At 66.9% G+C, this 25,613-nt stretch carries 26 protein-coding genes and 3 tRNA genes; 10 read left to right on the top strand and 19 right to left on the bottom strand.

The window, feature by feature from the left end; genetic code table 11:
- Positions 1 to 5 precede the first annotated feature (5 nt).
- Positions 6 to 1,505, bottom strand: a complete 1,500-nt coding sequence (locus ACIQCM_RS12980; RefSeq protein ID WP_400606553.1) for a CoA-acylating methylmalonate-semialdehyde dehydrogenase — start codon at positions 1,503 to 1,505, stop codon at positions 6 to 8.
- Between the two features lie 163 nt (positions 1,506 to 1,668).
- Between ACIQCM_RS12980 and ACIQCM_RS12975 the strand changes: the two genes are divergently transcribed.
- Together ACIQCM_RS12975 and ACIQCM_RS12970 are read left to right on the top strand one after the other, a co-directional pair.
- Positions 1,669 to 2,475, top strand: coding sequence for an exodeoxyribonuclease III (locus tag ACIQCM_RS12975; protein WP_400606551.1), 807 nt, complete (start codon positions 1,669 to 1,671; stop codon positions 2,473 to 2,475).
- Between the two features lie 37 nt (positions 2,476 to 2,512).
- A complete protein-coding gene (locus ACIQCM_RS12970) occupies positions 2,513 to 3,397 on the top strand; it encodes a hypothetical protein (RefSeq protein ID WP_400606549.1) in 885 nt (294 codons plus the stop codon).
- A gap of 29 nt (positions 3,398 to 3,426) precedes the next feature.
- On the opposite strand, the gene ACIQCM_RS12965 is transcribed toward ACIQCM_RS12970, so the two are convergent.
- The 5 genes from ACIQCM_RS12965 to ACIQCM_RS12945 form a co-directional block, all read right to left on the bottom strand.
- Positions 3,427 to 4,479, bottom strand: coding sequence for a LacI family DNA-binding transcriptional regulator (locus ACIQCM_RS12965; protein WP_400606547.1), 1,053 nt, complete (start codon positions 4,477 to 4,479; stop codon positions 3,427 to 3,429).
- Positions 4,480 to 4,584: 105 nt separating this feature from the next.
- Positions 4,585 to 4,836, bottom strand: a complete 252-nt coding sequence (locus ACIQCM_RS12960; RefSeq protein WP_400606544.1) for a hypothetical protein — start codon at positions 4,834 to 4,836, stop codon at positions 4,585 to 4,587.
- Positions 4,833 to 5,729: a carbohydrate ABC transporter permease gene (locus tag ACIQCM_RS12955; RefSeq protein WP_400606542.1), complete on the bottom strand. Its 897-nt coding sequence runs from the start codon at positions 5,727 to 5,729 to the stop codon at positions 4,833 to 4,835. Before ACIQCM_RS12955 ends, ACIQCM_RS12960 begins: the two co-directional genes overlap by 4 nt.
- Positions 5,726 to 6,763 (bottom strand): carbohydrate ABC transporter permease, encoded by a 1,038-nt coding sequence (locus ACIQCM_RS12950; RefSeq protein WP_400606540.1) that lies wholly within the window; start codon positions 6,761 to 6,763, stop codon positions 5,726 to 5,728. Before ACIQCM_RS12950 ends, ACIQCM_RS12955 begins: the two co-directional genes overlap by 4 nt.
- A 7-nt stretch (positions 6,764 to 6,770) precedes the next feature.
- Positions 6,771 to 8,060 carry an ABC transporter substrate-binding protein gene (locus tag ACIQCM_RS12945; protein ID WP_400606538.1) on the bottom strand — a complete coding sequence of 430 codons (1,290 nt, stop codon included), beginning with the start codon at positions 8,058 to 8,060 and terminating at the stop codon, positions 6,771 to 6,773.
- 139 nt (positions 8,061 to 8,199) lie between these two features.
- Between ACIQCM_RS12945 and ACIQCM_RS12940 the strand changes: the two genes are divergently transcribed.
- Positions 8,200 to 10,002 carry a glycoside hydrolase family 13 protein gene (locus tag ACIQCM_RS12940; RefSeq protein WP_400606535.1) on the top strand — a complete coding sequence of 601 codons (1,803 nt, stop codon included), beginning with the start codon at positions 8,200 to 8,202 and terminating at the stop codon, positions 10,000 to 10,002.
- A gap of 34 nt (positions 10,003 to 10,036) precedes the next feature.
- Here ACIQCM_RS12940 and ACIQCM_RS12935 read toward each other — a convergent pair whose 3' ends face one another.
- The 8 genes from ACIQCM_RS12935 to ACIQCM_RS12900 form a co-directional block, all read right to left on the bottom strand.
- The gene (locus tag ACIQCM_RS12935; RefSeq protein ID WP_400606532.1) at positions 10,037 to 10,648 is read right to left on the bottom strand and encodes a hypothetical protein; all 612 of its coding nucleotides are present in this window, start codon (positions 10,646 to 10,648) and stop codon (positions 10,037 to 10,039) included.
- Positions 10,645 to 11,214, bottom strand: coding sequence for a DUF6286 domain-containing protein (locus ACIQCM_RS12930; RefSeq protein WP_400606980.1), 570 nt, complete (start codon positions 11,212 to 11,214; stop codon positions 10,645 to 10,647). Before ACIQCM_RS12930 ends, ACIQCM_RS12935 begins: the two co-directional genes overlap by 4 nt.
- 38 nt (positions 11,215 to 11,252) lie before the next feature.
- A complete protein-coding gene (locus ACIQCM_RS12925) occupies positions 11,253 to 11,633 on the bottom strand; it encodes a hypothetical protein (RefSeq protein WP_400606530.1) in 381 nt (126 codons plus the stop codon).
- On the bottom strand, positions 11,630 to 11,821 hold the full coding sequence (locus ACIQCM_RS12920) for a hypothetical protein (protein ID WP_400606528.1): 192 nt from the start codon (positions 11,819 to 11,821) through the stop codon (positions 11,630 to 11,632). Before ACIQCM_RS12920 ends, ACIQCM_RS12925 begins: the two co-directional genes overlap by 4 nt.
- Positions 11,818 to 12,282 (bottom strand): Asp23/Gls24 family envelope stress response protein, encoded by a 465-nt coding sequence (locus ACIQCM_RS12915; RefSeq protein WP_400606526.1) that lies wholly within the window; start codon positions 12,280 to 12,282, stop codon positions 11,818 to 11,820. Before ACIQCM_RS12915 ends, ACIQCM_RS12920 begins: the two co-directional genes overlap by 4 nt.
- A 127-nt stretch (positions 12,283 to 12,409) precedes the next feature.
- Positions 12,410 to 12,485: transfer RNA gene (locus ACIQCM_RS12910), tRNA-Phe, on the bottom strand.
- 48 nt (positions 12,486 to 12,533) lie between these two features.
- Positions 12,534 to 12,607 (bottom strand) — tRNA-Asp (locus tag ACIQCM_RS12905).
- Positions 12,608 to 12,697: 90 nt separating this feature from the next.
- Positions 12,698 to 12,770: transfer RNA gene (locus ACIQCM_RS12900), tRNA-Glu, on the bottom strand.
- 166 nt (positions 12,771 to 12,936) lie between these two features.
- Between ACIQCM_RS12900 and ACIQCM_RS12895 the strand changes: the two genes are divergently transcribed.
- The 4 genes from ACIQCM_RS12895 (at position 12,937) to ACIQCM_RS12880 (ending at position 16,414) form a co-directional block, all read left to right on the top strand.
- Positions 12,937 to 13,959, top strand: a complete 1,023-nt coding sequence (locus ACIQCM_RS12895) for a PHP domain-containing protein (protein ID WP_400606523.1) — start codon at positions 12,937 to 12,939, stop codon at positions 13,957 to 13,959.
- 109 nt (positions 13,960 to 14,068) lie between these two features.
- On the top strand, positions 14,069 to 15,028 hold the full coding sequence (locus tag ACIQCM_RS12890; protein WP_400606521.1) for a DMT family transporter: 960 nt from the start codon (positions 14,069 to 14,071) through the stop codon (positions 15,026 to 15,028).
- 9 nt (positions 15,029 to 15,037) lie between these two features.
- The gene (locus ACIQCM_RS12885) at positions 15,038 to 15,484 is read left to right on the top strand and encodes a metallopeptidase family protein (RefSeq protein ID WP_400606520.1); all 447 of its coding nucleotides are present in this window, start codon (positions 15,038 to 15,040) and stop codon (positions 15,482 to 15,484) included.
- Positions 15,485 to 15,493: 9 nt separating this feature from the next.
- Complete coding sequence (locus tag ACIQCM_RS12880; protein ID WP_400606518.1) at positions 15,494 to 16,414, top strand: cation diffusion facilitator family transporter; 921 nt, start codon at positions 15,494 to 15,496, stop codon at positions 16,412 to 16,414.
- A gap of 2 nt (positions 16,415 to 16,416) precedes the next feature.
- On the opposite strand, the gene ACIQCM_RS12875 is transcribed toward ACIQCM_RS12880, so the two are convergent.
- On the bottom strand, positions 16,417 to 17,454 hold the full coding sequence (locus ACIQCM_RS12875; RefSeq protein WP_400606516.1) for a universal stress protein: 1,038 nt from the start codon (positions 17,452 to 17,454) through the stop codon (positions 16,417 to 16,419).
- Between the two features lie 406 nt (positions 17,455 to 17,860).
- Between ACIQCM_RS12875 and ACIQCM_RS12870 the strand changes: the two genes are divergently transcribed.
- Positions 17,861 to 18,490 carry an FAD-dependent monooxygenase gene (locus ACIQCM_RS12870; RefSeq protein ID WP_400606513.1) on the top strand — a complete coding sequence of 210 codons (630 nt, stop codon included), beginning with the start codon at positions 17,861 to 17,863 and terminating at the stop codon, positions 18,488 to 18,490.
- Positions 18,491 to 18,498: 8 nt separating this feature from the next.
- Here ACIQCM_RS12870 and ACIQCM_RS12865 read toward each other — a convergent pair whose 3' ends face one another.
- Entirely contained in the window at positions 18,499 to 19,107 is a 609-nt protein-coding gene (locus ACIQCM_RS12865; protein WP_400606511.1) for a copper resistance protein CopC, read from the bottom strand.
- A gap of 134 nt (positions 19,108 to 19,241) precedes the next feature.
- On the opposite strand from ACIQCM_RS12865, the gene ACIQCM_RS12860 reads away from it, so the two are divergent.
- The gene (locus tag ACIQCM_RS12860; RefSeq protein WP_400606510.1) at positions 19,242 to 20,681 is read left to right on the top strand and encodes an NCS2 family permease; all 1,440 of its coding nucleotides are present in this window, start codon (positions 19,242 to 19,244) and stop codon (positions 20,679 to 20,681) included.
- A gap of 12 nt (positions 20,682 to 20,693) precedes the next feature.
- Here the strand turns inward: ACIQCM_RS12860 and ACIQCM_RS12855 are convergent, their stop codons facing one another.
- A complete protein-coding gene (locus ACIQCM_RS12855; RefSeq protein ID WP_400606508.1) occupies positions 20,694 to 21,998 on the bottom strand; it encodes a cation:proton antiporter in 1,305 nt (434 codons plus the stop codon).
- Between the two features lie 130 nt (positions 21,999 to 22,128).
- On the opposite strand from ACIQCM_RS12855, the gene hutG reads away from it, so the two are divergent.
- Complete coding sequence (gene hutG / locus ACIQCM_RS12850; protein ID WP_400606506.1) at positions 22,129 to 23,088, top strand: formimidoylglutamase; 960 nt, start codon at positions 22,129 to 22,131, stop codon at positions 23,086 to 23,088.
- 49 nt (positions 23,089 to 23,137) lie between these two features.
- On the opposite strand, the gene ACIQCM_RS12845 is transcribed toward hutG, so the two are convergent.
- Together ACIQCM_RS12845 and ACIQCM_RS12840 are read right to left on the bottom strand one after the other, a co-directional pair.
- Complete coding sequence (locus ACIQCM_RS12845) at positions 23,138 to 23,824, bottom strand: response regulator (protein WP_400606504.1); 687 nt, start codon at positions 23,822 to 23,824, stop codon at positions 23,138 to 23,140.
- Positions 23,821 to 25,395 (bottom strand): ATP-binding protein, encoded by a 1,575-nt coding sequence (locus ACIQCM_RS12840; protein ID WP_400606979.1) that lies wholly within the window; start codon positions 25,393 to 25,395, stop codon positions 23,821 to 23,823. The genes ACIQCM_RS12845 and ACIQCM_RS12840 overlap by 4 nt, the downstream gene beginning before the upstream one ends.
- Positions 25,396 to 25,613 lie beyond the last annotated feature (218 nt).

Genomic DNA, 25,613 nt, shown 5'->3' with positions numbered 1-25,613 from the left:
CGCCATCAGCTGCCTTCCGGCATGGTGAAACTGGCCCCGGTGCGGATGCCGGAGGGCCACCGGGTGGTGACCGTCTTGGTCTTGGTGTAGAAGCGGAAGGCGTCAGCGCCGTGCTGGTTCAGGTCGCCAAAGCCGGATGCCTTCCACCCGCCGAAGGTGTAGTAGGCGATCGGAACCGGGATGGGGACGTTGATGCCCACCATTCCCACCTGGACGCGGCTGGCGAAGTCGCGGGCGGAGTCGCCGTCGCGCGTGAAGATGGCCACGCCGTTGCCGAACTCGTGCTCGCTGCACAGGCGCAGGGCTTCGTCGTAGTCTTCGGCGCGGAGCACGCTGAGCACCGGGCCGAAGATCTCTTCCTTATAGATATCCATGTCCTTGGTGACGTTGTCGAAGAGCGTGGGGCCCACCCAGAACCCGCCTTCGCAGCCGTCCACCGTGAGGCCCCGGCCGTCCGCCACCAAGGTGGCGCCGGCGTCCACGCCGGACTGGATATAGCCTTCGATCCGCTCCTTGGCGGATGCCGCCACCACCGGACCGAAATCCGAGTCCTTGTCCAGGCTGTGGCCCACCTTCAGCCCGGCGATGCGCTCCCGGAGCCTGGCAACCAGGGCGTCCCCGGTGGCTTTGCCCACCGGCACCGCTACGGAGATGGCCATGCAGCGCTCGCCGGCGGAACCGTAACCGGCACCGATGAGCGCGTCGGCCGCCATGTCCAGGTCTGCGTCCGGCATGATCACCATGTGGTTCTTGGCGCCGCCGAAGCACTGGGCCCGCTTGCCGTGGGCCGCCGCGGTGGCGTAGATGTACTGGGCGATGGGCGTGGAACCGACAAAGCCCACGGCCTGGACCCGCGGATCTTCCAGCAGGGCGTCCACAGCTTCCTTGTCGCCGTTGACCACATTGAACACGCCGTCCGGCAGTCCCGCCTCGGTGAAGAGCTCCGCAAGGCGCAGCGGCACGGAGGGGTCGCGCTCCGAGGGCTTGAGGATGAAGGAGTTTCCGGCGGCCAGCGCGGGGCCGGCCTTCCACAGCGGAATCATGGCCGGGAAGTTGAACGGCGTGATGCCGGCAACCACGCCCAGCGGTTGGCGCATTGAATGCACGTCGATCCCGGCGCCGGCGCTGTCCGAGAACTCACCCTTAAGAAGGTGCGGAGCTCCCGCGGCGAACTCCACCACTTCGATGCCCCGCTGGATGTCACCGCGGGCGTCCGGGAGGGTCTTGCCGTGCTCCGAGGACAACAGGGCCGCGAGTTCGTCCAGGTCCCGGTTGACCAGGTCGACGAACTTCAGCAGGATGCGGCCGCGGCGCTGTGGATTCATGGCCGCCCACTCCTCCTGGGCCTTTTCCGCGGTGGCCACCACGTTCCGGACCTCATCGGCCGAGGCCAGGGGGACGCGCGCCTGGACCTGGCCGGCGCACGGATCGTAGACGTCGGCGAACCGGCCGGACGTGCCCTCAACATGCTGCCCGCCAACGTAATGGGAAAGCTCCCGAACCATGATGGATTGCTCCTTTGCACCGGTGGGGTTGCGCGGCCGGATGGGCGGCATGTGACCCACATCATCTCTCCTTCCTGAATATACTCGGACTTCCTACTAAATTCCAGAGCGGCATTTTGGGCAGCCGGGCCCGGCCCCAAGGCAAGTTCGGTAAGTTAGGACTGTGAAGATAGCTACCTGGAATGTGAACTCGCTCCGTGCCCGTGCCGACCGCGTCGAGGCCTGGCTGCAGCGCAGCGACTGCGATGTCCTGGCCATCCAGGAAACCAAGTGCAAGGACGAGAACTTTCCGTGGGAACTGTTCGAACGGATGGGCTATGAGGTCGCGCACTTCGGCGTGAACCAGTGGAACGGCGTCGCGATCGCATCCCGGGTGGGCCTGGAAGACGTGGAGCGGACCTTCCTGGACCAGCCGTCCTTTGGTAAAGCCGGCAAGGATCCCGTGCAGGAAGCACGCGCCATGGCCGCGACCTGCGGCGGCGTCCGGGTGTGGAGCCTGTACATCCCCAACGGCCGCTCGCTCGATGACGAGCACATGCCCTATAAGCTCAAGTGGCTGGAGAGCCTCAAGACCCACGCCCAGGGCCTGGTCGAAGCGGACCCGCAGGCCCAGGTCGCGCTCATGGGCGACTGGAACATCGCCCCGTTCGACGAGGACGTGTGGGACATCGACCTCTTTGTTCGGAACCGCTACACGCACGTCAGCCCGCCGGAGCGCGCAGCCTTACACGCATTCGAATCGGCCGGCTTCACCGACGTAGTCCGTCCTTATACTCCCGGACCCGGCGTCTACACCTACTGGGACTACACGCAGCTCCGGTTCCCCAAGCGCCAGGGCATGCGCATTGACTTCGTCCTGGCCTCGCCCGCCCTCGCGGCACGGGTCACCGGCGCGTCGATCGACCGCGAGGAGCGCAAGGGCAAGGGCGCCTCGGACCACGCGCCGGTCCTGGTGGAACTGGCAGACTGATGGCAGCGCCCCGGACCCAACGAAGGAGGACGCCGCGATGACCGGAAACCTCTACCGGGGCCAGGCAGGCCTGCCGTTCTCCTCCGCCCTCCGGGTCTACGAGCCCTTGGAGGCCTTCCCCGAGGAGCAGCGGGAAGCCATCCGGGCGGCAGGCGAACGCGCCGCCTCGCGGGCCGCCGTCGAAAATGCCGAGCTGCTCGCCTCCCTGGGGCGCATCACCCGCTCCGGCGGGGATCCCTTCCCCACGGGGCGCACGGACCTGGTGCGCGTCACCTCGGTCCCGGCTCCGGGCAAGGACGCGGACGACGGCGGTGCTGCCGCCGGCGAAGTGCTGCTGTACTGTCCCAGCCAGCTGGTGCTGCGCGCCGGCCTGGCGGCCAACGCCCTGATGGAGGGCATCCACGGTCCCCTCGCCGAGCTCCTCATTCCGGAAGCGCAGCGCGACCGGCACCAGGAGCGGATCGATGCGGTCAAGGCCAGGGATGGATCCATCCGAGTCCACACCCGCGCCTCAACCTGGGGCATCCCCTTCAGCTGGTTTTCGCTTTTCATGGAATCGGACCACAAGGACGTGGTGGAAGCCGCCGGGCGGATCGTCACCGTCCGGGTGTGGGCACCCATTACCGATGCCCTGGAGCGCGCACGCTATGCGGTGGCCAACCTGGCACTGGCCGCACCGGACCTGGACATGCTGGATGACCTGGCGCAGTTGACCGAATGGCTGGAGCAGTTCCACGTCGAATCGATGGTGGAACTGGATTACGGCGCGGTGGCGGACAAGGTCTATCCGGACGAGTCGCCCATGGATATCCGGCTGGGGATCGAGTGCCTGGCCGAGGGCGACATGACCGGCGCCGCGGCGGCTTACCGCCGGCTGGCCTCCCGCTGGATTCCCATCAGGCAGCTTGCCCGCGCGTCCTGACGGCCGCAGCCGTGGACCATCGCTCCGCGTCAGGCCTGTGGCGGGGCCGTGGTGGTCCGGACTATGAGCTGGTGCGGAGCGACGGCGGAGCGGACGGAGCCTGCGGCCCCGTCCAGCTCATCCAGGAGCATCTTGGTGGCGAGCTCGGCCTGCTCGTCCGGCCGCTGGCCCACGGTGGTCAGGCCCATCGGTTCGGCGAAGTCGTGGTTGTCGATGCCCACCACGGAGAGCTGTTCCGGCACCTTGACGCCCATCCGCGCCGCCTCGAAGATCACGCCCATCGCCATTTCATCGGACGCGCAGAAGACGGCGGTGGGCTTGGCGCCGGGGAGTGCCCAGAGCCGGCGGAACGCTTCCTGGCCGCTCTTGACCGTGAAGTCGCCCCACTCATCCCATTCCGGCCGGGTGGGCAGGTTCGCCGCCGTCATGACGTCCTTGAACGCCAGGATTCGGACCCGGGGAACGTCGAAGTTCAGGTCCGTCTCATCGTCGCCGTGCAGCAGGGCGATGTCCCGATGGCCCAGGTCGATGAGGTGGCGGACCGCAGTGGATGCCGCGGCGTAGTCATCGATGCCGATGTACGCGCATTCCTCCACGTGGCCGCCCACCACCACCAGGGGGATGTCGATTTTCTGCAGGTGGTCCAGCTCTTCCGGAGTCAGCGCCATACACAGCACCAGCAGGGCATCGATCTGCTTGTAAACCATGGTCTTACTGAAGAGGCGTTCCCTGTTGCTGCCGTGGCCGCCCAGGTTGAACAGCGAGAGGTTGTATTGCCGGGCATGCAGCTCGCGGTCTGCGCCTTCGATGGCCTTGGAGAAGAACCAGCGGCTCACGAACGGTGCCAGCACGCCGATGGTGCGGGTCCGCCCCGTGGCGAGGCCGGATGCGGAGGAAGAAGCCACATAGCCGAGGTTTGCGGCGATTTCGAGGATCTTCTCGCGCGTCGCGGGCGAAACCCTGGGGAGCCCGCGGACTGCCCGGGACACCGTAGCGGTGGAAACCCCCGCGGCGGCGGCCACGTCCTCGATGCTGATCCCCGCGTGGCCACCTCGCTGCGACCGCTCTGACATTCGTGCCACGATTCCCCTCGATAACTCCCTGCAGGCGCGGGCAACCGCCCGACTGACCCCCCAACGCCAAAGATCCTGTCCCGCGAAGGCATCGCTGCCCCGCTGGAAACGCTGCTACCGGCGGGCAGGGAGCTTCCGCCGGAGCCGGAGCATTCCATACATGGCCAGGAGAATTGCCAGCAGGCCCAGGGCCCACCACAGCGCGGGCTGGCCGGTGATCTCCATCCACACGGTGACCACCAGCAGAATCAAAGCCCAGAAGCCCAGGAACCCGATAATTATGTCAAAATCTTCGCCCGACCGGACCAACCGGCTGCGGCCTCCCGCCCCGCCGGAAGGCCGGGAGCGGGAGGCGCCGTCCGTCACTTGACCGCACCGGCCGTCAGGCCGGCCACAATCTTGCGCTGGAACACCAGGACCAGGATCACCAAGGGAATGGTGACGATGGTGCCTGCGGCCATGATCGCCGTATAAGGAATCTGCTGGGGCTGGGCTCCGGCAAAGTTCGCAATAGCGACCGTCACGGGCTGGGTGGCCTCATTGGACAGCTGGCTGGCGATCAGGAATTCATTCCAGGAGGAGATGAACGCGAGGATCGCCGTGGTGAAGATCGCCGGAGCCGCCAACGGCATGATGACCCTCCGGAACGCCTGCCCCTGCGTGCAGCCGTCCACGCGGGCCGACTCCTCCAGCTCCCAGGGCATTTCCCGGAAGAAGGAGGTCAGGGTGTAGACGGTCAGCGGCAGCACGAACGAGATGTTCGGAATGATCAGCGCCTGGTAGGTGCCCATCCAGCCAATGTTGGTGAACAGCTGGAACAACGGGGTGATCAGGGCAACGCCGGGGAACATGGACGCTCCCAGGATGAAGCCCAGCACCAGGTACTTGAACCGGAAATTCAAGCGGGCCAGGGCGTAGGCAGCGAAGACACCGATCACCAGCGAGATCACGGTGACGGTGACACCGATGATGATGCTGTTGAGCAGCGCCTGGCCAAACCTGTTGCCGAACGAGGTGTCGAAGGCGGTGAGGAAGTTGTCCAGGGTGACGTGCGTGGGCCAGGGCGTGGTGTCGTAGGTGAATCCGACTTCCCGGAACGCGGTGACCACCATCCAGTAGGCCGGTGCCAGGCACCAGATAAGGATGACGGCGGCACTGATATAGGTCCGCGCCTGTGCCCACTTTTCGCGGTTCTGGGCGACCTTGCGGCCCTTGTCCTGCTCGGCCCGCAGCTCGGCGGAGGCAGTTGAGGTTGTCATTTCTTCCCCTTACCGGTGGCACCGCTTTGTTCCACGACGTTCGCACCCAGGAAGCGGACGAAAATGAACGCGACCAGGAAGATGATGAGGAACGTGATGGTGGACAGTGCAGCGGCCGAGTTGAACCCTTGCCTGATCTGGTTGATCACCAGGATGGACAGCGTTGTGGTGTTGTTCGCGCCGCCGGTGAGGATGTATGGAAGGTCGAACATGCGCAGGGCGTCCAGCGTCCTGAACAGGACGGCCACCATGAGTGCCGGCTTCACCAGGGGGAGCGTGATCAGCTTGAAGCGCTGCCAGGAGCTGGCGCCGTCAACCTTGGCGGCCTCGTAGACCTCTGCCGGAATCATCTGCAGTCCTGCCAGGATCAGCAGCGCCATGAAGGGCGTGGTCTTCCAGGTGTCTGCGATGATCACGGCCCACTTCGCGGGCCACTCGCTGCCTGTCCACAGGATGGAGGCGTTGAACAGTTTGTTGATGATGCCGTTGAAGTCGAACATGAACAGCCAGAGCTGGGCGGTCACGGCCGTGGGAATGGCCCACGGAACCAGGACGGCGGCCCGGACCAGGCTGCGGCCCTTGAACGTACGGGCCATGATCATGGCCATCCAAAAACCGAGCACCGTTTCCAGGGCTACCGTGACCACCGTGAAGAAGAACGTGGTGCCGGTGGCGGTCCAGAACTGCCCGCCCAGCGTACCGGGGGGGCAGGCGATGGTGCCGCCGCCGGGTGCGGCACACTGCTGGCCAAGCCAGTTCACATAGTTCTGTATGCCGGCGGGGCCGCCGGCGGTGAACAGGCCTGTGGCCGGATCCAGGCCCGCATCCTTCTGGAAGGACATGACGATGGCACTGATGATCGGGTAAACGATGACGATGGCCAGCGCGATGATGGTGGGGGCGAGGAGCCAGGAGGCCCACTTGCCCTGGCTGAGGATCTTATTATCCTCGCCTACACCCTTGGGGCCGTGATGGACGGGGGGCGCGCCCGACGCCGGCTTGGTCGCCGGCGTCGGGCCCAATTCGGTTGCCATCTTCAGGCTACGATCCTGCGGTGGCGGATTCGATGGACTTCTGCATGTCGGCCAGGGCCTGCTCAGCAGACTTCTCACCCTTCAGCGCGGCGTAGGAGTTCTCTTGGATCGCCTTGGTAACTGCAGGGTAGAACGGGGTCACGGGACGCGGAACTGCGTTCTCGATCGAGGTCTTCAGGACCGGCAGGAACGGGAGCTTGGAAACAAGTTCCTCATCCTCGTACAGCGAGCCCAGAACAGGAGCGAGCGAACCCTGGGTAGCGAAGAACTTCTGCTGCTCTTCTTCAACCAGGAACTTCACGAAGTCGAGGGCAGTTGCCTTGTGCTTGGAGTACACGCTGATGGCTGCGCTGTGGCCGCCCAGGCTGGAAGCGCCCGGACCGTCCTTGCCCGGAAGGGCCGTCATACCCAGCACATCCTTCACCTTCGAGGAACCCTCAGTGGTGGCCAGGTTGTAGACGTAGGGCCAGTTGCGCAGGAACAGCAGCTTGCCCTCCTGGAACGCACGGCGGCTTTCCTCTTCCTGGTACGTAATGGCCTCGGCCGGAATGTTGCCGTTCTTGAAGGCCTCAACCAGGTTCTCCATGCCTTCCTTGGCCTCAGGGGTGTTCAGGTTCGGCTTGCCTTCGTCATTCAGGACGGAACCGCCGGCGGAGTTGATCGCTTCGGAGGCGTTCACCGTCAGGCCTTCATACTGCTTGAACTGACCGGAGTAGCAGGCCATCTTGTTCTTCTCGGCGATGGAGCACATCTCCATCATTTCGTCCCAGGTCTTTGGAGCGTTGGGGACCAAGTCCTTGCGGTAATACAGGATGGCGCCATCGGAAGAGACCGGCGCCGCGTAGAGGGTGCCGTTGTAGGAACCCGCTTCAATCGTGGGCTCAAGCATGCCGTTGGTGTCGACGGCCATCTTATCCTTCAGCGGCTGCAACCAGCCCTTGGCCGCAAACTCCGCGGTCCATACAACGTCGACGCTGGCAACGTCGTAGTTGGGGTTCTTGGCCTGGTAGTTCTGCACGAGGTCGTCGTGCTGCTGGTCCGCCTCGTCAGTCTGTTCCTTGAAGGTGACCTTCTCGTCCGGGTGCGCCTTGTTCCACTTTTCGATCAGCGGGCGGACCACGTTGCTGTTGTCCTTGCCCTGCACGTACGTGATGGGACCGCGGCCGTCGAGGTTGGCTTCGGCGTCACCGCCTCCACCGCCCGTGGTTCCGCCGCCTCCACCGCCGCCACAGGCTGAAAGCGTGAGGGCCAGGATTCCGGCTGTAGCCGCCGGCAGTAGGAATTTAGGGGTTTTCATTGGCTTGAAGCTCCTCGCTGAGTGACAAGTAAGTCGACAGTGCGCTTGCTAGGCAGGTTGATGTGGTGACAGTCACACTAGTAAGGTTGCCGCAGGTTATGCAAGCGTTTACATCAAAAAGTTATCCGAGAGGAACGAAATGTCCAACCCTCCCGTCCACAGCTCCGGACCCACCCCCACGGAATGGTGGGCGGATGCGGTGGTCTATCAGATCTACCCCCGTTCCTTTGCCGACGGAAACGGTGACGGCATGGGGGACCTGCGTGGCGTCGTCGAACGTCTTCCGTATCTGGCGAAGCTCGGCGTGGACGCCATCTGGCTCTCGCCCTTCTACAAGTCGCCGCAGGCAGACGCCGGGTACGACGTGGCGGACTATCGGCAGGTGGACCCACTGTTCGGCACCCTTGAGGACTTCGATGCGATGCTGGCGGACGCCCACCAGCGTGGTCTGAAGGTCATCGTGGACCTGGTTCCCAACCACACCTCGGACGAGCACGTCTGGTTCCAGGAAGCGCTGGCGTCCCCGCCCGGATCCCGGCAAAGGAACCGCTACATGTTCCGGCCGGGCAAGGACGAGGTCGCGGGCTCCGGTGACGGAAACCGCGCACCGAACAACTGGAAATCGATTTTCGGCGGCCCCGCGTGGACGCGGATTACCGAGGCGGACGGATCGCCCGGAGAGTGGTACCTCCACCTCTTCGATACCAAGCAGCCCGACCTGAACTGGGAGAACCCCGAGGTCCAGGAGGAAATGCGGTCAGTGCTCCGCTTCTGGCTGGACCGCGGCGTGGACGGCTTCCGGGTGGATGTGGCCCACGGGATGGTCAAGGAGGCCGGCCTGCCGGACTGGGAGGGTGCTGCCGCGATGGTCGAGGGCACCGAGGTGCACCGCGAACCCATGCAGCCGGGGGATGCGCCCGGCGCGCACACCGACCAAGAAGAGCCCCACCGTGCCGTCTCCCCCACGTATCCGCCGTCACCGTTCTTCGACCAGGACGGCGTCCATGACATCTACCGGGACTGGCACCGCGTGCTGGAAGAGTACGGCAGCGACCGCATGATGGTGGCCGAGGCCTGGGTGGAACCCGCCGAACGGCTGGCCCGCTACGTCCGCCAGGACGAGATGCAGCAGGCATTCAATTTCGATTTCCTGCTGGCCGGCTGGGACGCAGAGCGGATGTCGGAATCCATCGATGCCTCCCTGGCGGCGGCCGCCTCCGTAGGTGCCCCCTGCACCTGGGTGCTCAGCAACCACGACACCGTCCGGCACTCCACCCGTTTCGGCCTCAAGGACCCCACCACGTTCCCCAAGGGCATCGCGGCCACCGACGAACAGCCTGACGCCGCGCTGGGCCTGGCCCGGGCGCGGGCGGCCACACTGATCTCGCTTGCACTTCCGGGTTCGGCCTACCTGTACCAGGGCGAAGAGCTTGGCCTGCCCGAACACACCACGCTCCCGGCCGAAGCACGGCAGGACCCGACCTTCTTCCGGACACGGGGCGCCGAAACCGGCCGGGACGGCTGCCGTGTTCCGCTGCCCTGGGCAGCGGAACAGCCCGGCTACGGATTCTCCGGGAGCCACTCCCTGACCGCGGCGGCGCCATGGCTTCCGCAGCCCGAGAGTTTCGGCCCGCACGCCGCGGACCAGCAGGACGGCGATCCCGGTTCCACGCTGGAGCTGTACCGAGCTGCCCTGGCGTTCCGCGCTGAACGGCGGCTCGGACGGGGGAGCTTCGCCTGGGCAGACAGCCACGCCCCCGAAAGCGGTGTCCTGGCCTTCCACAATGGGGACGTCATGGTCATCGGCAATACGGGATTCGCCTCCGCGCCCGTCCCGGAGGGCTACACGGTGGCGCTGTCCAGCGGACTCGAACCTGATTCCGAGTGGACCGGCATGCAGGAGGTCCCCGTGGACTGCACCGTATACCTCGTCAAGAGCTGAGGTACCTCGTTAAGAACTGAACCATCGTGCCGCGTCAGCGGACGCGTTCGGCCCGGCCGAACCGCGTCCGCGCGCCGGCGCCGATGTGGATGAGCACCGGCGTGCTGGTTCCCGCAACATCGTCCAGGGCGGCCACGAGTTCGGTCACCTCAGCAGCGAGCAGGTGCGGGGCCACCCCCTGACGCGGCAGGAGCCGGACCTTCAGCGCCGGAGAACCCTTGACGTCATACGCTGTCACCGCGGCACCGGCCAGGTCCGGCCGGCCTGCCAATGCGTGTTTGAGCGCCTGCTCCGCTACCCCGGCGCCGATCCGTACGTCGCCGGGAACCTCACCGGGATCGTATTCTTCCGCCAGCAGGTTGGCACGGCCCTTACCTTGCTGGGCGATCCATGCCACCATGAGCCCGATGGCCACCAGCAGGCCGGCCACCACGAGGATCCACAGCCAGCTTTCGCCCCCGCCCGGGAACCTGGTTGAGTCGAAGGCACTTTCCACTGCCGTCCGGACCCCGGCGGACCAGCCGTGCCACCAGGCGGCCACGCCGGGGACGTAGGCCAGCAGGATCAGCAGGACGCCGATCGCCAGCAGCTTCAGGCCAATGACGGACACCAGGATCCGGTTGAGGATGCTTGGCGTGCTGTTCATGCCCCGATCACCCCCGAGGCTGCCACATTGATGCGGGCTGCCGGCGCAGGTTCAAGCCCCATCTGGTCCAGCTCGTCCTGCACCGCGGCAAGCACCGCCTCCTGGTCGACCGGAACCCCTGAGGTGGGACGGACATTGACCAGCACCTGCCGCTGCGACACCACCACCATTACCTGGTCCGGGGTTACGTTGGCAGCCAACCGGGCCCGCCGCGCAAGGGCCGAGGCGATCACTTCGTCGTCAACCACGACGGCGGGCCCCGACCCGGCTCCGCGCAGGACATGCCGGGCCCGCCGGCCCGGGAGGATTCCGGTCAGGAAGAAAAGCAGTCCCAGCATGGCAAGGACAGCGCCAAGGGCAGCCAATAGCCCCACGGGAACGCCGGCCGGGAGCCGCACCAACCGGTCCCCCGCGACGCGTGGATCTACCAGCCATGCCGGCTGCCCGATGGCATGCACCCCGGCTTCCAGCAGCCCGTATCCGGCAACGACCAGCACCAGGAGGGCAGCGGCCGTTGCCGCCACTGCACGTGAAGAGCGGGTTTCCCGGTGGATTATCCTTCCCATGTCCGGGCCGGACGCCTTGCCGCGGGCTGCTTCGCCGTTCACTGCACCCGACCTCCTTCGCTGATCCTTGCCCCGCTGATCCTGATGTCCACCCTGCTCAGCTGCGCCCCGCTGAGCTCGGTGACGGTGGACATGATCTGCGCTTTTGCCGCCACGGCACGGTCCCGGATGGAGCCGCCGAAAGCCGCGACCCGCCCCGGGTCCCGGGCGACGGACCGCAAAGGCGGGACCCCGATAGGCGAGACGAGGGACAGCGCCAGCAGGCCGTCGTCGTCCGTCCATTGGACCCGGACGTCATGCGCGTCCACCCCCAGCGCCAGGGCGGCGGCCGTACGGGCAAGGCTTGTCAGCGCCTGCGTGCTGATCCGGTTGTGGCCGCTCAGCCGCTGCGCCGGCGCGAGGGGCGCAGGTGCCGTCATGACGATGAGCGGCGGCCGATGATTGCGTCCACGACGCCGCGGAGGTCCAGCTTCCCCTCGGCGGCGCGACCCAGCAGCGCACCGATGGCCATGAAGAGGAGCGACACCAGGAAGCCCCACAGCCCGAATTCCAACGACATGAACGCGACGAAGGCCCCGATGGCCGCGCCCGCAATGGTGAGGTTCACAGCAGCGCCTCCCGCTCTCCTGATGCCGCAGTGACCGGTTTGACCGGCGGCGGCACATAGACATCCGTAATTTCCACGTTCACCTCGATGACCTGAAGGCCCACCAGTTCCTCCACCGCCCGGTAGACGGCGGCCCGCACATGGTCCGCAAGCGAATGCAGTGGCGTGCCGTAACTGGCCACCAGCTCAATGTCCACGGCCACCTGTGTTTCGCCGACCTCGGCGTTGACGCCGGCCGCGTGGTCGGAACTGCCCACCGCATCCCGGATGGCGCCCAGCGCGCGGGAGGGGCCCGAGCCCAGTGAATGGACGCCCGGCACCGAGCGTGCGGCGATGCCCGCGACTTTTGCTACAGCGGCTTCAGAAATAACGGTCCGGCCCAGGCCGGGTATCTGCTGCGGCAGCGGCGCGGCAGCTTCACGGATGTCCCCGGTCGCGGGTTGTGGGTTCTGGTATTCCATCAGGCACTCCCCTTCTGTTGGTTCCACCCTATCCCTCCGCCACCGCCGGGGTCAGGCGAACCACGGGATTCGACATCCCGGCTTAAACGAAGAAAAGCACCAGTTCCGAAGAACTGGTGCTTCCCAGTGGTGGCTCCGACCGGCGTCGATCCGGTGACCTTTCGATTTTCAGTCGAACGCTCTACCAACTGAGCTACAGAGCCTAGGTGACTAGTCACCGTGATGGCCGGAATTGCTTCCAACAATCAGAGCGACCCTGACGGGACTTGAACCCGCGACCTCCGCCGTGACAGGGCGGCGCGCTAACCAACTGCGCTACAGGGCCTTGCGTTTCTTGCTTTGCGGTATCTCTACCGCGTTTTTCAAGGCTTCCAGCCTACCAGACTTTTTTAGCCTGCCTGACCAGTTCCTTGCGTACCCCCAACGGGATTCGAACCCGTGCCGCCGCCGTGAAAGGGCGGTGTCCTAGGCCGCTAGACGATGGGGGCCAGAACCTGTCCGGAACAAAGAAAAAGGCTTCCAGCCGGGGCTTTCCGTCTTTGTCCTTCGCGTTTCTCCGAACTGGACTCTAAAACTATAGGGCCTTGGCGCGCATTAACCAAAATCGGGAGCAAATGCCGTCCGCACGCGCCATTTGCGGGTGAAGATGGACTCATGGATGCCGTTGCTGCGCTCAACGAGATTGCTTTCTGGCTGGAGCGCGGACGCGCCGCCACCTTCAAGGTCCAGGCTTTCCGAAAGGCGGCCGCGGTGATCGGTACGCTGCCACAGGAAGAAGTCCGCGCGCGGGCGGTGTCCGGCCGGCTGAAATCCATGAAGGGGATCGGGGACCGGACTTTCCAGGTGATCCGGCAGGCCGTGGAGGGCGAAGTCCCGGAATACCTGGCGGACCTGCGGGAAAAGGGCGCAAAGCCCCTGGCCGGCGGGGGCACGGAGCTGGCCCGTCAGCTCCGGGGCGACCTGCACAGCCACAGTGAATGGTCCGACGGCGGCTCCCCGATCGAGCTCATGCTCGCCGCCGCCGGGGTGCTGGGACGGGAATACGTGGCGCTGACGGACCACTCGCCCAACCTGACCATCGCCAACGGACTGTCCGCCGAACGGCTCAAGGAACAGCTGGACGTGGTGGCGGAACTCAACCGTGGCGGCGGCGCCGGGCCAAGGCTGCTGAGCGGCATCGAGGTGGACATCCTGGAATCCGGTGAACTGGACCAGGACCCTGCGCTGCTGGACCGGCTGGACGTCGTGGTGGCCAGCGTCCATTCCAAGCTCCGGGCGGACAGCAGGACCATGACCCGGCGGATGCTGGGCGGCATTCGCGCCCCGCATACCAACGTGCTGGGCCACTGCACGGGCCGCCTCGTGGAAGGTTCCCGGGGCACCCGCCCGCCGTCGGACTTTGACGCCCGGGAGGTGTTCGCCGCCTGCGCCGAACACAACGTGGCGGTGGAGATCAATTCCCGGCCGGAACGCCAGGATCCGCCGGATCCGCTGATCCAGCTGGCCCTCGAGGCCGGTTGCCTGTTCTCGATCGACAGCGACGCCCACGCGCCCGGCCAGCTGGACTTCCTCCAGTACGGGGCGGAACGGGCCGAACGGAACGGTGTGCCGGCCGAACGGATCGTGACCGCGTGGCCGGTTGACCGCCTCCTGGAGTGGACCGCCACCAAGCGCTGAGGCCGCCCTGCGGCAGCAAACCGTCCGCAACGGCACTTTGGCAGGAACTTGCCGTGACATGGCCGATTTTCGCCAGACCGATGTCCCCGGCCATAGCTAGATTGGCTTCATGCCCCCGATCACGCATGCTGCCCGCCCCGCCGCTGCCTTTTCCCCGCCCGCCCGCGCCAAAGCCCTCGGCGTCGCCGCGATGGTGGTGACCGTGGTGCTTTGGGCCTCCGCTTTCGTGGGTATCCGTGCTGTGGGCCCGCACTTTTCCCCCGGCTCCCTCACGCTGGGCAGGCTCGCGATTGCCGCCGTCGTACTCGCTGTACTGGTGGTGCCCCAACTGCTCAAGAGCCGCCTGCTGCCGCAAGGGCGGGAGTGGCTGCCCATCCTGGCGTACGGCGTAATGTGGTTCGGCGGGTACAACGTGGCGCTGAACGCTGCCGAACACGTCCTGGACGCCGGCACCAGCGCCCTCCTGATCAACGTCAATCCCATCCTGGTAGCCATCATGGCGGGCATCTTCCTCAAGGAAGGCTTCCCCCGCTGGCTGCTGATCGGCAGCACCGTGGCGTTCGCGGGGGTCGCGCTGATCGCGCTGGGCTCAACGCGGCCGGCCGCTGACGGGGAAAGCGCGACGGCGGACGTGGCGGGTGTAGCGCTCTGCCTCCTTGCCGCCGTGCTCGCCGCCGTCAGCGTGATCGTCCAGAAACCGGTGCTGCGGAAGTTCCCGGCGGCGCAGGCCACGTGGTTTGGCATCCTGGTGGGCGCGCTGTGCTGCCTGCCGTTCGCCGGACAACTGGTGGCGGAGGTGGCGGCCGCTCCGCCGGCGGCCACCGGAGGGCTGGTGTACCTGGGCATCTTCCCCACCGCCATCGCGTTCACGACCTGGGCGTACGCCCTCTCCCTGGTGGACGCCGGCAAACTGGCCGCAACCACCTATCTGGTACCCGGAACCACCATTCTGATTTCGTGGCTCCTGCTGGCCGAAGTTCCAGGTGTGTGGGCGCTGGTGGGCGGCGCCGTGTGCCTGGTGGGGGTGGCCCTGACCCGCCGTCGGAGCGGAATTGCCGTACGGCGCTAGAGTCGGGGTATGCCAACAAGCCTGCCTCCCGGTCTGCCCAGCGTTCCCGGCGGTCCGCACGAACCGTGGGAGCCCGGCCGCAACGCCGGGTTCAGCATGTCGGCGGATGATTTCGAAGCGGCCGTCAGCGATGCCCTGGACTCCATTCCGCCCCGGCTTGCCCGCACGATGGACAACGTGGCCGTCTTTATCGAGGACCGCTACGTGCCGCACGCGGACGAGGACCCGGAGACCGTGCTGCTGGGGCTCTACGAGGGGGTTCCGCTGACCGAACGTGACTCCTGGTGGGGTGCAGGGTCGTTGCCGGACCGGATCACCATTTACCGGGAGGCCATCCTGGACATCTGCGACTCCCGGGAAGAAGTCATCCACGAGGTGGCCGTGACCGTGGTCCACGAAGTTGCCCACCACTTTGGCATCGACGACGAACGGCTGCACGAGCTGGGCTGGGGCTAGCCTGTAGGCATGGGACGCGACCACGGCCACACACCCGGATTGACCGCCACCGGCCGGCACCGGAAGCGGCTGTTGGCCGTCCTGGCGATCACGCTCGCGGTGGTCCTGGTCCAGGCAGTCGGCGCCGCCCTGTCCGGTTCCCTGTCCCTGCTGGCCGATGCAGGCCACATGCTCTCCGACGCCGCAGGTGTGACCATCGCGCTGTTCGCTGCGTGGATCGCGGGTCGGCCGGCCAGCGACCAGCGCACGTACGGCTACCAGCGCGCCGAAGTCCTGGCAGCGCTGGCCAACGCCCTGGTTCTGATCACGATTTCCGTGGTGATCTTCACCGAAGCCATCCGCCGCGTCGGTTCCGCGCCGGAAGTCCAGACGGACATCATGCTTTTCGCAGGCATCCTGGGCGCAGCCGCCAACATCGCCTCGCTGCTGATCCTGCGCGGGCCCCACCGGGAAAGCCTGAACGTCCGCGGAGCGTACCTGGAGGTGTTGGGCGACCTCCTGGGCTCGCTGGCGGTCGTCGCTGCTGCAGTGGTCATCATGCTCACCGGGTTCCATGCGGCAGACACGATCGCCTCCGTGCTGATCGCGGGGATGATCCTGCCCCGCGCCTGGCACCTGTTGCGCGACGTGGTGGATGTGCTGCTCGAAGCCAGCCCCAAGGGCGTGGAAGTGCAGATGATCCGCGAGCATATCCTCTCCGTGGACGGTGTCACGGACGTGCACGACATCCACATCTGGACCATCACCTCAGGCGTCCCGGTCTTCTCCGCGCACGTGGTGGTGGAGGACGGGGTGCTCAACGCCCGTGGCGCAGACCAATTGCTGGACAAGCTGGCCGTGTGCCTGGGCACCCACTTCGATACGGACCACTGCACGTTCCAGCTGGAGCCGGCCAGCCATTCCGAGCACGAATCAGACCAGCACGCCTGACGTCAGTCGTTGCCCAGCACGGGACCGAACCGCGTGCGGTCCGCCAGGCGCGGATCCTCCCGGTCCGGAACCACCATTACTGGGCCTTTTGCGTGGTGCAGGACGCCGTCCGACGTCGAACCCAGGAGCATCCCGGTGAAGCCGCCGCGCCCGCGGGTACCCAGCACCACCAGCTCGACATGCCTGCTGGCTTCGACCAGCACCTCCACGGGTGATCCGTCCCTCAGCTGCCCCTCAATGCGGAGGTTGGGGAAGTGGCTGCGCAGCCACGCCATCCCGGCGTCCAGTGTGACCTGAATGTCATCGAACAGGGCCTTGCGGTCCATGGGGGCAGGCACCCAGGCCAGCGACCCGCTGTACTGCGGAACGGCACAGACCACCCGCAGCGATGCGCCGAGCCGTTCAGCCTGCTCCGCGGCCTCAAGCAGGGCAACGCGCGCCTGCTCCGAACCGTCCACGCCCGCCACTACGACGTTCTCCACCAGCTGGTGGCCTGCCTTGGCCTGCTCGGCTCGGATGCGGCGGTCCTCGGTGGTTTCACCCAGCCGGTCCGAACAGATCAGCGGCACCGTGACCGTGGGGCACTTCGCGTGCGCCGGCAGGGCGCTGCTTACGGAGCCAAGAAGCCGACCCACGAACCCGCCACGGCCCCGTGTGCCGAAAACCAGCAGCTCCGCGGTTTCGGACATCTCCAGCAGGACCCCTGACGCGTCGCCGTTTTCCACGGACGACGTGACGTCGATGTCATAACCGGAGACTTTCTCCGCGGCCTGCCGGACGATGGCCTCGGCGCCTTCGCGGATCACCGAGTCGTCGACGGTGGCGTAGCCGCCGTCCAGGCCGGACGCGGCGAAGATGGGAACGGAATAGGCAGTGACGATGTGCAGCGGACGACGGCGGCGCCGGGCTTCGCGGGCGGCCCATACCAAGGCGCACTGGCCATGTTCGGAGCCGTCCACACCGACCACGACACCCCGCGGAGCTACGGGAACGGCGACGTCCTCCCACCGGGGGTCCGGCTGCATTTCTCCTGCGCCCATGGCCGCCTCCTTGCTGTGCCTGATGTTGCGGCTATTCTGCCAGAAACCGGCCCCTCTCCCGCGCACCGGACAACGCTCCCCGGCTGCTTGGGGCGGAACTGCTTCCACGTCCCACTATTCTCCGTCCCCGGGGGCATAGCAAGCCGCGGCGGAACGGGGCTGCCGCGGCCGTCAGCAGCACCGCGGCCACCCGCCGCCGAGGCATTCACCTGCGGAAAGATCTTTTCTGAGAGGGGACTATCCAGCATGCAAAATGTTCTGTAGTCTTCTGGACATTGTTGATCCGGGCGCCCGTCCACACCGTGTTTCCGGGCTTCCGGACAACGTGCTGCGGCCGGACTTTGGGGTGACGGAACGCGCGCCGGCAAGCCGGCACCTGCCGAATCGTCGAAGGAGCGAACCTGTAGTGTCAAGCACGCCTGCGGATGCCGGTACCGAACAGACCACCACCGTGATTGTTGGCGCGGGCCTCCCCGGCCTTGCCGTGGCGGCAGAACTCCGCCGCCGGGGCGTGGCCACCATCGTGGTGGACGGACTGGACCCGCACAGCGCGGCCCGGCACCCTGTCTCGGGCTCCCAGCAGCGTTGCGATGCGCCGGATTCGGGGAACCTTCGCGAGCGCAACGAGATCCTGCGGCACCTGCGCAACTACGCGTCCAGCCACCACGTGGATATCCGCAGCATCCGGGCCGTACAGCTTGCCCGGGCAGCGGCCGCGCCGGGCGCCGGAACTGCCGGATGGGAGGTGCACACCTCTGCGGGCATCCTGTTGACGCCGCATGTGGTGCTGACCCGCTGCGCTCAAAGCCAGCTCCGGCGGATGGTGAGCGAACTGGACATCAGCGCGGGGCCCAACCCGGCTGCCGCCATGAGGGCCCTGGGCATCCACCTGGTGGGAGTGGGCGAGCTCATCACTCCGTCACCGAAGGAGGTCCTCCGCCAGGCCAAGACGGTGGGGCAGGCCATCTCCGCCCTGGTCAACCCGGGCAGCGACGCTTATCCGGCAACGGCCAGCCTGGCCATGCTGCCCTGCTAGGGAAACGGCTATCCGTCCTCGCCGCCGGCTCCAAGGCGGCGCCTGGCCAGGAACGCGAGGGTGGCCAGGAGCCCTACGGCCACTGCGGCGAAGATGACGATGCTCCACTGGAACGGCTGCCCGTCGCCGGCAGGTTCAGGCTCTGAAGTGACCCCCGGCTGCGGTGTGCTGATGGCGGGGACCGAAGCGGCCGCCGTCGTACTTCCGGACGGTGCGGTACTTCCGGACGGTGCCGCGGCGGCAGCGGTGAAGCTGAACGTTCCCTCGATGGGATGCGAATCCGAACTGACCACCCGCCACGCCACGGTGTATTCACCGGCCGGCCCGCCATCCCTCAGCTTCTGCGTGGCCACGTTGTCCACGATCTCCACCGGACCGTCAGCCCATTCGGCGCCTGAGGCGTCCCTGACGGAGAAGGAGGCGCCGATGCCCAGCGGTTTTTGGCTGAACGTCACCGACACCCCGGCCGGCGGAGCTGCCACTGCGGCGCCCTGCGCGGGGCTGGTGGACTCGGCGGCGTCGTGCGCGGCCGCAGGCCCTGCCAGGCCCAGCGTTGCGGCGGCGAAGACGGCCAGGCCGAGCAGGAAGCCCGGCAGGCGGCGGCGGAAAGAACCCATAGGTGGCGTGTACCTTCTGTATCGGCGTTCCAACAGACTGTGTTGGCTTCCTAACAGACTAGGCGCATTTGCGGGGCGCCCGGCCGCTGCGCCCTTAGGATTCTGGTATCCCCACACAATTCCCCGGAGGACTAATGCTTAAGCAAGGCTCTGCCCTGGACCGGTATTTCATGATCACGGAACGCGGCTCCAACCTCTCCCGCGAGATCCGCGGCGGTTTCGCCACCTTCTTCGCCATGAGCTACATAGTGGTACTGAACCCGCTAATCCTGTCCGGCCCGGACTCTGCCGGAAACACGCTGGGCTTCACCGCCGTTGCCGCCGTCACCGCCTTCGTGGCGGGCATCCTGACCATCCTGATGGGGGCGTGGGCCAAACACCCGTTCGCGCTGGCCACAGGGCTGGGCGTCAACGCCTTTGTAGCCGTCACCGTGGCCACCAATCCCGGACTGACCTGGCCTGACATGATGGGCCTGGTGGTGCTCTCCGGCGTGACCATGCTGATCCTGGTCCTCACCGGGTTCCGGACCGCCGTATTCAAGGCCGTGCCGGACGGGCTCAAGACGGCGATCGTGGTGGGCATCGGCCTGTTCATCGCGCTGATCGGCCTGGTGAACGCCGGGTTCGTCCGCCGCATCCCCGACGTTGCCGGCACCACCGTCCCTGTCGGGCTGGGCTTTGACGGAAAGCTGCTGGGCTGGCCCACCGCTGTGTTCGTGTTCGGCCTGGTCCTCACCATCGCCCTGGTGGTGCGCAAGGTCAAGGGCGCCATCCTGATCGGCATCATCACCTCCACCGTGATCTCCGTGATCCTGGAACTAACGCTGAAGATCGGTCCCAGCTTCGACGGCAAGACCTACAACCCCGAGGGCTGGTCCCTGGTGGCCCCCGCGTTCAGCGGATGGGCCGCTCCGGACCTGTCGCTAATTGGCAAGGCCAACCCGTTCGGCGCGTTTGAGCACCTGGGCTTCGTGGCCGCCACCCTGCTGGCGTTCGTGATCCTGCTCAGCATCTTCTTCGACGCCATGGGCACCATGGTGGGCCTGGCCAACGAGGCCGGGACCGTGGACGAGCACGGCAACATCCCCAACGTGGACCGGGTGCTCCAGGTGGACGCCCTGGGTGCGATCGCCGGCGGCGGGGCCTCCATTTCCTCCAACCAGATTTACGTGGAAGCCGGCGCCGGCATTGGCGAAGGTGCCCGCACCGGCGTGGCCTCGATCGTCACCGGCGTGCTGTTCCTCGTGGCCATGTTCTTCACCCCGCTGATCAACCTGGTGCCGTTCGAGGCCGTAGCCCCGGCCTTGGTGGTGGTGGGCTTCATGATGGTGTCCCAGGTGGGCAAGATCGACTGGCAGGACTGGGGCATCGCCATCCCGGCGTTCCTGACGTTCACGCTGATGCCGTTCACCTACTCCATCGCCAATGGACTCGGCGCAGGCTTCATCGCCTACGTGCTGATCCGCACGGTGCAGGGCCGCGCCAAGGACATCCACCCGCTGATGTGGGCCGTTGCCGGCGCCTTCCTGCTGTTCTTTGCCGTGGGTCCCATCGAGGCCGCCCTGGGCATGTAGCCCGGCGGCCGGTTAGACCGGGGTGTTGGGCGCGAGACCCTCATCCCCGGCGACCGCGCGGGCCTTCTTGGCCCGCAGCCGGTCCAGCCGGTTCATCAGGGGCGAGGTGGTGGCGCCGTGGATCACGATCGACAGTGCCACCACCAGCCCCACGAATGACCACAGCCACTCCTCCTGGCCGCCGAACTCCCCTTTGCCCAACGCATAGGAGAGGTAGTAAAGCGAGCCGATGCCGCGGATGCCGAAGAAGGACAGCGCAATCCGTTCCCGCGGCCCTGTCTTGCCGCCGAGCAGTCCCAGCCAGCCGGCCAGCGGGCGCACCAGCAGCAGGAACGCCAAGGCCACCAGCAGTTCAGTCCAGCCAATCCCGGCCAGCATCCCGCGTGCGATAGCTCCGCCCAGCAGGACCAGGATCACTACCGTCATCAGCCGCTCCAGCTGCTCCACGTAGGAGTGCAGCACCCGGTGGTAGCCGTGCGTGTGCTCGGCGGCCCTGACGGTGACTGCACAGACGAACACCGCAATGAAGCCGTACCCCTCCACCATTTCAGCCAGCCCGTAGGCCAGGAACGTGGCCGCCAGCGCAACGAACCCTTCCGAATGGTTGGACAGCCGGAGGCTCTCCTTCCTGGCGGAGAAGAACATCCTTGCCAGCAGCCTTCCGGTGAGGAATCCCAGCAGCAGCCCGATGGCCAGCCGCCAAAGCACGTCCACACCAAACCACTGCGGGAACCATGCCGCCGGTGACGACCCCACGATGCTGATCGCAATGGCCAGGTAGACGAACGGGAAAGCCAGGCCGTCGTTCAGGCCGGCCTCGGAGGTCAGCCCGAACCGGACCTCGTCCTCCTTGTCCGAGCCTTCCTCCTCATCCGCCGGCTCCCCCACCTGGACTTCGGAAGCGAGGACGGGGTCTGTGGGGGCCAGGCTGGCGGCAACCAGCAGGGCGGCGCCCAGGCCCAGGCCCAGGAACCACAGGCCCATCAGGGTGAGGGCAATGATGCACAGCGGCATCGCCACACCCAACAGGCGCCATGTGGTGGCCCAGCGTTTCCGTCCCAAGGGCCGGTCCAGGGCCAGGCCGGCACCCATCAGGGAAATGATGACGCACACTTCGGAGAGGTGCACCACGAAGTCCTGGTGGGCCAGCGGATCGGGATCGGGCAGCGAAGGAATTAGGGCGAACGCCGCCATCCCGGCGCCCAGGAACACCATCGGCATGGAAAACGGCATGTTGCGCAGCAACTTGGGCAGTACTGCGGCGATAAACACGGCCAGGCCTGCTGCGGCAAAGACAATACTGGGGGCTTCAAACACGGGGGCGTCCTCCGGCGTCGGGTTGCTCCACCATAGCCCGTGCCATGGCAAGCCCTGAGGTTCTTGGATTCCGGACAGGCCGGCCGCGGCGCTGCTGGTTTTTGCCGGGCCCGTTTGATGAGCTTGGACCATGCCAGCCGTGAGCCCTGCCGTCGACACCCCGCCCCAGTCATGGACCGGAAGGAACGACGGCGACGCGGCCGCCCACCGCCGCTGGTGGCAGGCGGTGCAGCCATACTCCGGACCGGCGGAATCCGCTGCGGCACAGGCCAGCAGGCCGGCTGCCCTGCTGGGCTTCTCGAGCGATGAGGGCGTGCGGCGGAACAAGGGCCGGCAGGGTGCGGCAGCTGCGCCGGCCGCGATCCGAGCGGCATTGGGCCCCCTCGCCTTCCACCTGGGCAGGACCGTGTCCGACGCCGGCGACGTCGCCGTCACCGACGGGTCCCTGGAGGACGGCCAGGAGCGCGCGGGACGCGCCGTCGCCGCAATGCTCGACGCCGGCCACCTCACCGTGGTGCTCGGCGGCGGCCACGAAACCGCGTATGCCAGCTACCTCGGCGTCGCCGCCTCGGCCGATGTCAAGGGCGGCCGGCGGCTGGGCGTCCTGAACCTTGACGCGCACTTCGACCTGCGCGACGAACCGGTCGCAAGCTCCGGCACTCCGTTCCTCCAGATGGCCCGCGCGGAAGCCGCCGCCGGCCGCGATTTCCGGTACGCCGTCGTCGGGATCTCCGAACCCAACAACACCCGCGCACTCTTCGACACGGCAGGCGAACTCGGCGTGCAGTACCTCCTGGACGAGGACTGCACCGCGGAGCGCACCGAGGCCTTTGTGGCCGGCTTCCTGGCGGACATCGACGTGCTGTACCTGACCATCGACCTGGACGTACTGCCCGCGCCGGTGGCGCCCGGCGTCAGCGCACCAGCCGCCTACGGCGTGCCGCTGCCGGTGATCAGCGCGGTGTGCCGGCAGGTGGCTGCGAGCGGCAAGCTGCTGCACCTGGACGTGGCAGAGCTGAACCCGGAATTCGACATCGACGGCCGGACCGCCAGGGTGGCCGCGCGGCTGCTGAACACACTGCTGCGCTGACCGCGGGGGTGCTGATGACGGGTGCCCGGTCGCTGCCCCTTGACCCCGGTTAGCGTCCCTTGACCACGTAGCGGCGCTCCGGGCGGCCCACCCCATATTTCAGCCGCACCTCCAGCGCCCCCTCGTCATACAGGTATTCGAGGTAGCGGCGGGCGCTCACCCGGGACGTTCCCAGTTGCTCGGCGACCTCGGCCGCTGACAGGTCCCCGGCGGCGCCGGCCAGTGCCGACTCCACCAGCTTCAGGGTTTCCGCGCTGCAGCCCTTCGGCAGCGGCCGCTGCGGCCGGTCCAGCCCCAGGACGCGGTCCAGGCCGAAAACGCGGTTAACATCGGACTGCTCCGCGACATCCTTGGCCGAATCCAGGCCATGGTAGGCGCTGCGGTAATGCTCCAGCCGCTCCTGCAGGTCCGCCTGTGAGAACGGCTTGATCAGGTAATGGACGATGCCGCCGCGCAGGGCCTTCCGCACTGTCTCCACCTCACGGGCGGCGCTGATCACCAGCACGTCCAGCTCCGGGGCGACCTCCCGAAGCCGGTGCATGAGGTCCAGTCCGTTGATGTCCGGCAGGTGGATGTCCAGCAGCACCAGGTCCGGGCGCAGCCGTCCCGTCTCGGCTATGGCCTGGGCCCCGGTGTGCGCGGCTCCCACCACCGTGAACCCCGAGGTCCGCTGGATGAAGCCGGCGTGCACCTTGGCCACCATGAAATCGTCGTCAACGATCAGTACCTTGATCATCCTGCTGTCTTCCTGGTGAAACGGGCAGTGAATACCGCCCCGTTGTCGTTGGCCACGGTCAGGTCCCCGCCGGAACGCCGGCACACCACCCGGGACAGGGCCAGGCCAAAGCCGCGGCCGCCGTCGCGCCCGGAATCCTTGGTGGTGAACCCCTGCCGGAAGATGTCCTCCTCCGCTCCGGCCGGCACGCCCGGTCCGGTGTCCCGCACTGTCACGGTCACCTGCTTCCCGTTGTCCGCCACCAGCACCCTGACGGCAGCCTGCGGAAGTCCCGTGACGGCGTCGAACGCGTTGTCCACCAGGTTGCCCACCACTGTGGCGAGGTCCCGGGACAGCTCATCGCTGACCGGGCGCAGCAGGGAGTCCGGGAGGAGCTGCAGCTGGACCCCCCGCTCCGTGGCGAGGCTGGACTTGGCAATCAGCAGGGCGGCCAGGGCGGGATCCTGGATCCGGCTGGTGACCTCGTCATTGAGCCTGGTGCGGTCCACCGTGGCGCCGTTGACGAACTGGACCACCGACTCGTAGTCTCCGATCTGGATCAGCCCGGAGATCACGTGCAGCTGGTTGGCGAACTCATGCGCCTGGGCCCTGAGCGTGTCCGTCGCGGTGCGGGTGGCCCCGAGCTCCTGCTCCAGGGAGGACAGCTCCGTCCGGTCTCGCAGCGTGGTAACCGAGCCTATCTGCCGGCCGCGCGAACTGATCGGCACCCGGTTCAGCACCACCAGCCGCTCCCCCACCAGGACAAGCCGGTCCGGGTCCGGCTGGTCGCGGGTGAGGACCGTCTTCAGGGCCGGGTCCACCGGAAGCGAGCCCAGGTTCTTTCCCACGCAGTCCGCCGGCAGGCCGAGCAGGTCACGGGCGCTGTCGTTGGCCACCGTGATGCGTTCGTTCAGGTCCAGCGCCACCACGCCTTCCTTCAGGCCGCGAAGCATGGCTTCGCGGTTTTCCACCAGGCCCGTGATCTCGCTCGGTTCCATGCCCAGCGTCTGCCGCTTGACCCGCCGCGACAGCAGCAGCGAGCCCGCAACGCCGAGAACGCTGGCCACGCCCAGGTAGGTGAGGAGGTTGGGAACAGCCCCGCCCAGCCGCTCCAGGACGGTGGGAAAATTTCGGCTGATGGAGGCGATGCCGATCATCTCTCCGGCGTCGTTGAGCACAGGCACGTGCGCGGAAAGGATGTCGGTGCGGGTCCCGCCCACCACTCCGGTCCAGGCCCGGCCTTCCATGACGCGGCTGGGCCCAAGCTCCAGCTGCCGCCCCAGCAGGTTCGGATCGGAAGACGCGACGACGGTGCGGTCCACGCGTGCGAGCGTCACCTGCGCGGACCCGGAGACTGTCCGGACGGACTCCGCCACAGCCGGCAGCGCCGACCCGGTGCGCGGTTCGGCATCGGGCAACAGCGCACGGACCGTCGGGTTGTTGCCCAGCGCTTCCGCGGCGGAAAGCGCCCGGCGCCCCTCCACGCGTTCAAAGGTGGCGGCGGACTGGGCCAGGGAGATGGCCACCACGCCCACCAGCACGGCCAGGACGATCAGCAGCTGCAGCACCAGGTACTGTCCCGCCAGGGACATTCCTCTTCGTCGAGTCACTGGTGTTGGTTTCCTTAGGGTGGATCACAGGTTCCCCGGCCTCCGGCGCGGGTACCGGAACTATACCGCAGGGCCGCCGCGCGGCCCCCGCAGGCGCCGTCCTGCGTGAACGCAATGAACTTAAGTTTCTCTGCGTACACAAGAGTGACCGGCATCACGGCCGAACCTAGCATCGGACATACCCGTTCAGCAGTGCTGAC

The sequence above is a fragment of the Pseudarthrobacter sp. NPDC092439 genome (assembly GCF_044754945.1).
In the GTDB taxonomy this organism is placed as follows: domain Bacteria; phylum Actinomycetota; class Actinomycetes; order Actinomycetales; family Micrococcaceae; genus Arthrobacter.
This window is presented reverse-complemented; position numbering and strand designations above follow the sequence as displayed.

Bases quoted from the DNA above. Each gene is read 5' to 3' on its own strand.
- ACIQCM_RS12980 (WP_400606553.1), bottom strand. From the start codon at position 1,505: ATGGTTCGGGAGCTTTCCCATTACGTTGGCGGGCAGCATGTTGAGGGC.
- ACIQCM_RS12970 (WP_400606549.1), top strand. From the start codon at position 2,513: ATGACCGGAAACCTCTACCGGGGCCAGGCAGGCCTGCCGTTCTCCTCC.
- ACIQCM_RS12955 (WP_400606542.1), bottom strand. From the start codon at position 5,729: ATGACAACCTCAACTGCCTCCGCCGAGCTGCGGGCCGAGCAGGACAAG.
- ACIQCM_RS12950 (WP_400606540.1), bottom strand. From the start codon at position 6,763: ATGGCAACCGAATTGGGCCCGACGCCGGCGACCAAGCCGGCGTCGGGC.
- ACIQCM_RS12945 (WP_400606538.1), bottom strand. From the start codon at position 8,060: ATGAAAACCCCTAAATTCCTACTGCCGGCGGCTACAGCCGGAATCCTG.
- ACIQCM_RS12940 (WP_400606535.1), top strand. From the start codon at position 8,200: ATGTCCAACCCTCCCGTCCACAGCTCCGGACCCACCCCCACGGAATGG.
- ACIQCM_RS12935 (WP_400606532.1), bottom strand. From the start codon at position 10,648: ATGAACAGCACGCCAAGCATCCTCAACCGGATCCTGGTGTCCGTCATT.
- ACIQCM_RS12930 (WP_400606980.1), bottom strand. From the start codon at position 11,214: ATGGGAAGGATAATCCACCGGGAAACCCGCTCTTCACGTGCAGTGGCG.
- ACIQCM_RS12925 (WP_400606530.1), bottom strand. From the start codon at position 11,633: ATGACGGCACCTGCGCCCCTCGCGCCGGCGCAGCGGCTGAGCGGCCAC.
- ACIQCM_RS12915 (WP_400606526.1), bottom strand. From the start codon at position 12,282: ATGGAATACCAGAACCCACAACCCGCGACCGGGGACATCCGTGAAGCT.
- ACIQCM_RS12895 (WP_400606523.1), top strand. From the start codon at position 12,937: ATGGATGCCGTTGCTGCGCTCAACGAGATTGCTTTCTGGCTGGAGCGC.
- ACIQCM_RS12890 (WP_400606521.1), top strand. From the start codon at position 14,069: ATGCCCCCGATCACGCATGCTGCCCGCCCCGCCGCTGCCTTTTCCCCG.
- ACIQCM_RS12885 (WP_400606520.1), top strand. From the start codon at position 15,038: ATGCCAACAAGCCTGCCTCCCGGTCTGCCCAGCGTTCCCGGCGGTCCG.
- ACIQCM_RS12880 (WP_400606518.1), top strand. From the start codon at position 15,494: ATGGGACGCGACCACGGCCACACACCCGGATTGACCGCCACCGGCCGG.
- ACIQCM_RS12875 (WP_400606516.1), bottom strand. From the start codon at position 17,454: ATGGGCGCAGGAGAAATGCAGCCGGACCCCCGGTGGGAGGACGTCGCC.
- ACIQCM_RS12865 (WP_400606511.1), bottom strand. From the start codon at position 19,107: ATGGGTTCTTTCCGCCGCCGCCTGCCGGGCTTCCTGCTCGGCCTGGCC.
- ACIQCM_RS12860 (WP_400606510.1), top strand. From the start codon at position 19,242: ATGCTTAAGCAAGGCTCTGCCCTGGACCGGTATTTCATGATCACGGAA.
- hutG (WP_400606506.1), top strand. From the start codon at position 22,129: ATGCCAGCCGTGAGCCCTGCCGTCGACACCCCGCCCCAGTCATGGACC.
- ACIQCM_RS12845 (WP_400606504.1), bottom strand. From the start codon at position 23,824: ATGATCAAGGTACTGATCGTTGACGACGATTTCATGGTGGCCAAGGTG.
- ACIQCM_RS12840 (WP_400606979.1), bottom strand. From the start codon at position 25,395: ATGTCCCTGGCGGGACAGTACCTGGTGCTGCAGCTGCTGATCGTCCTG.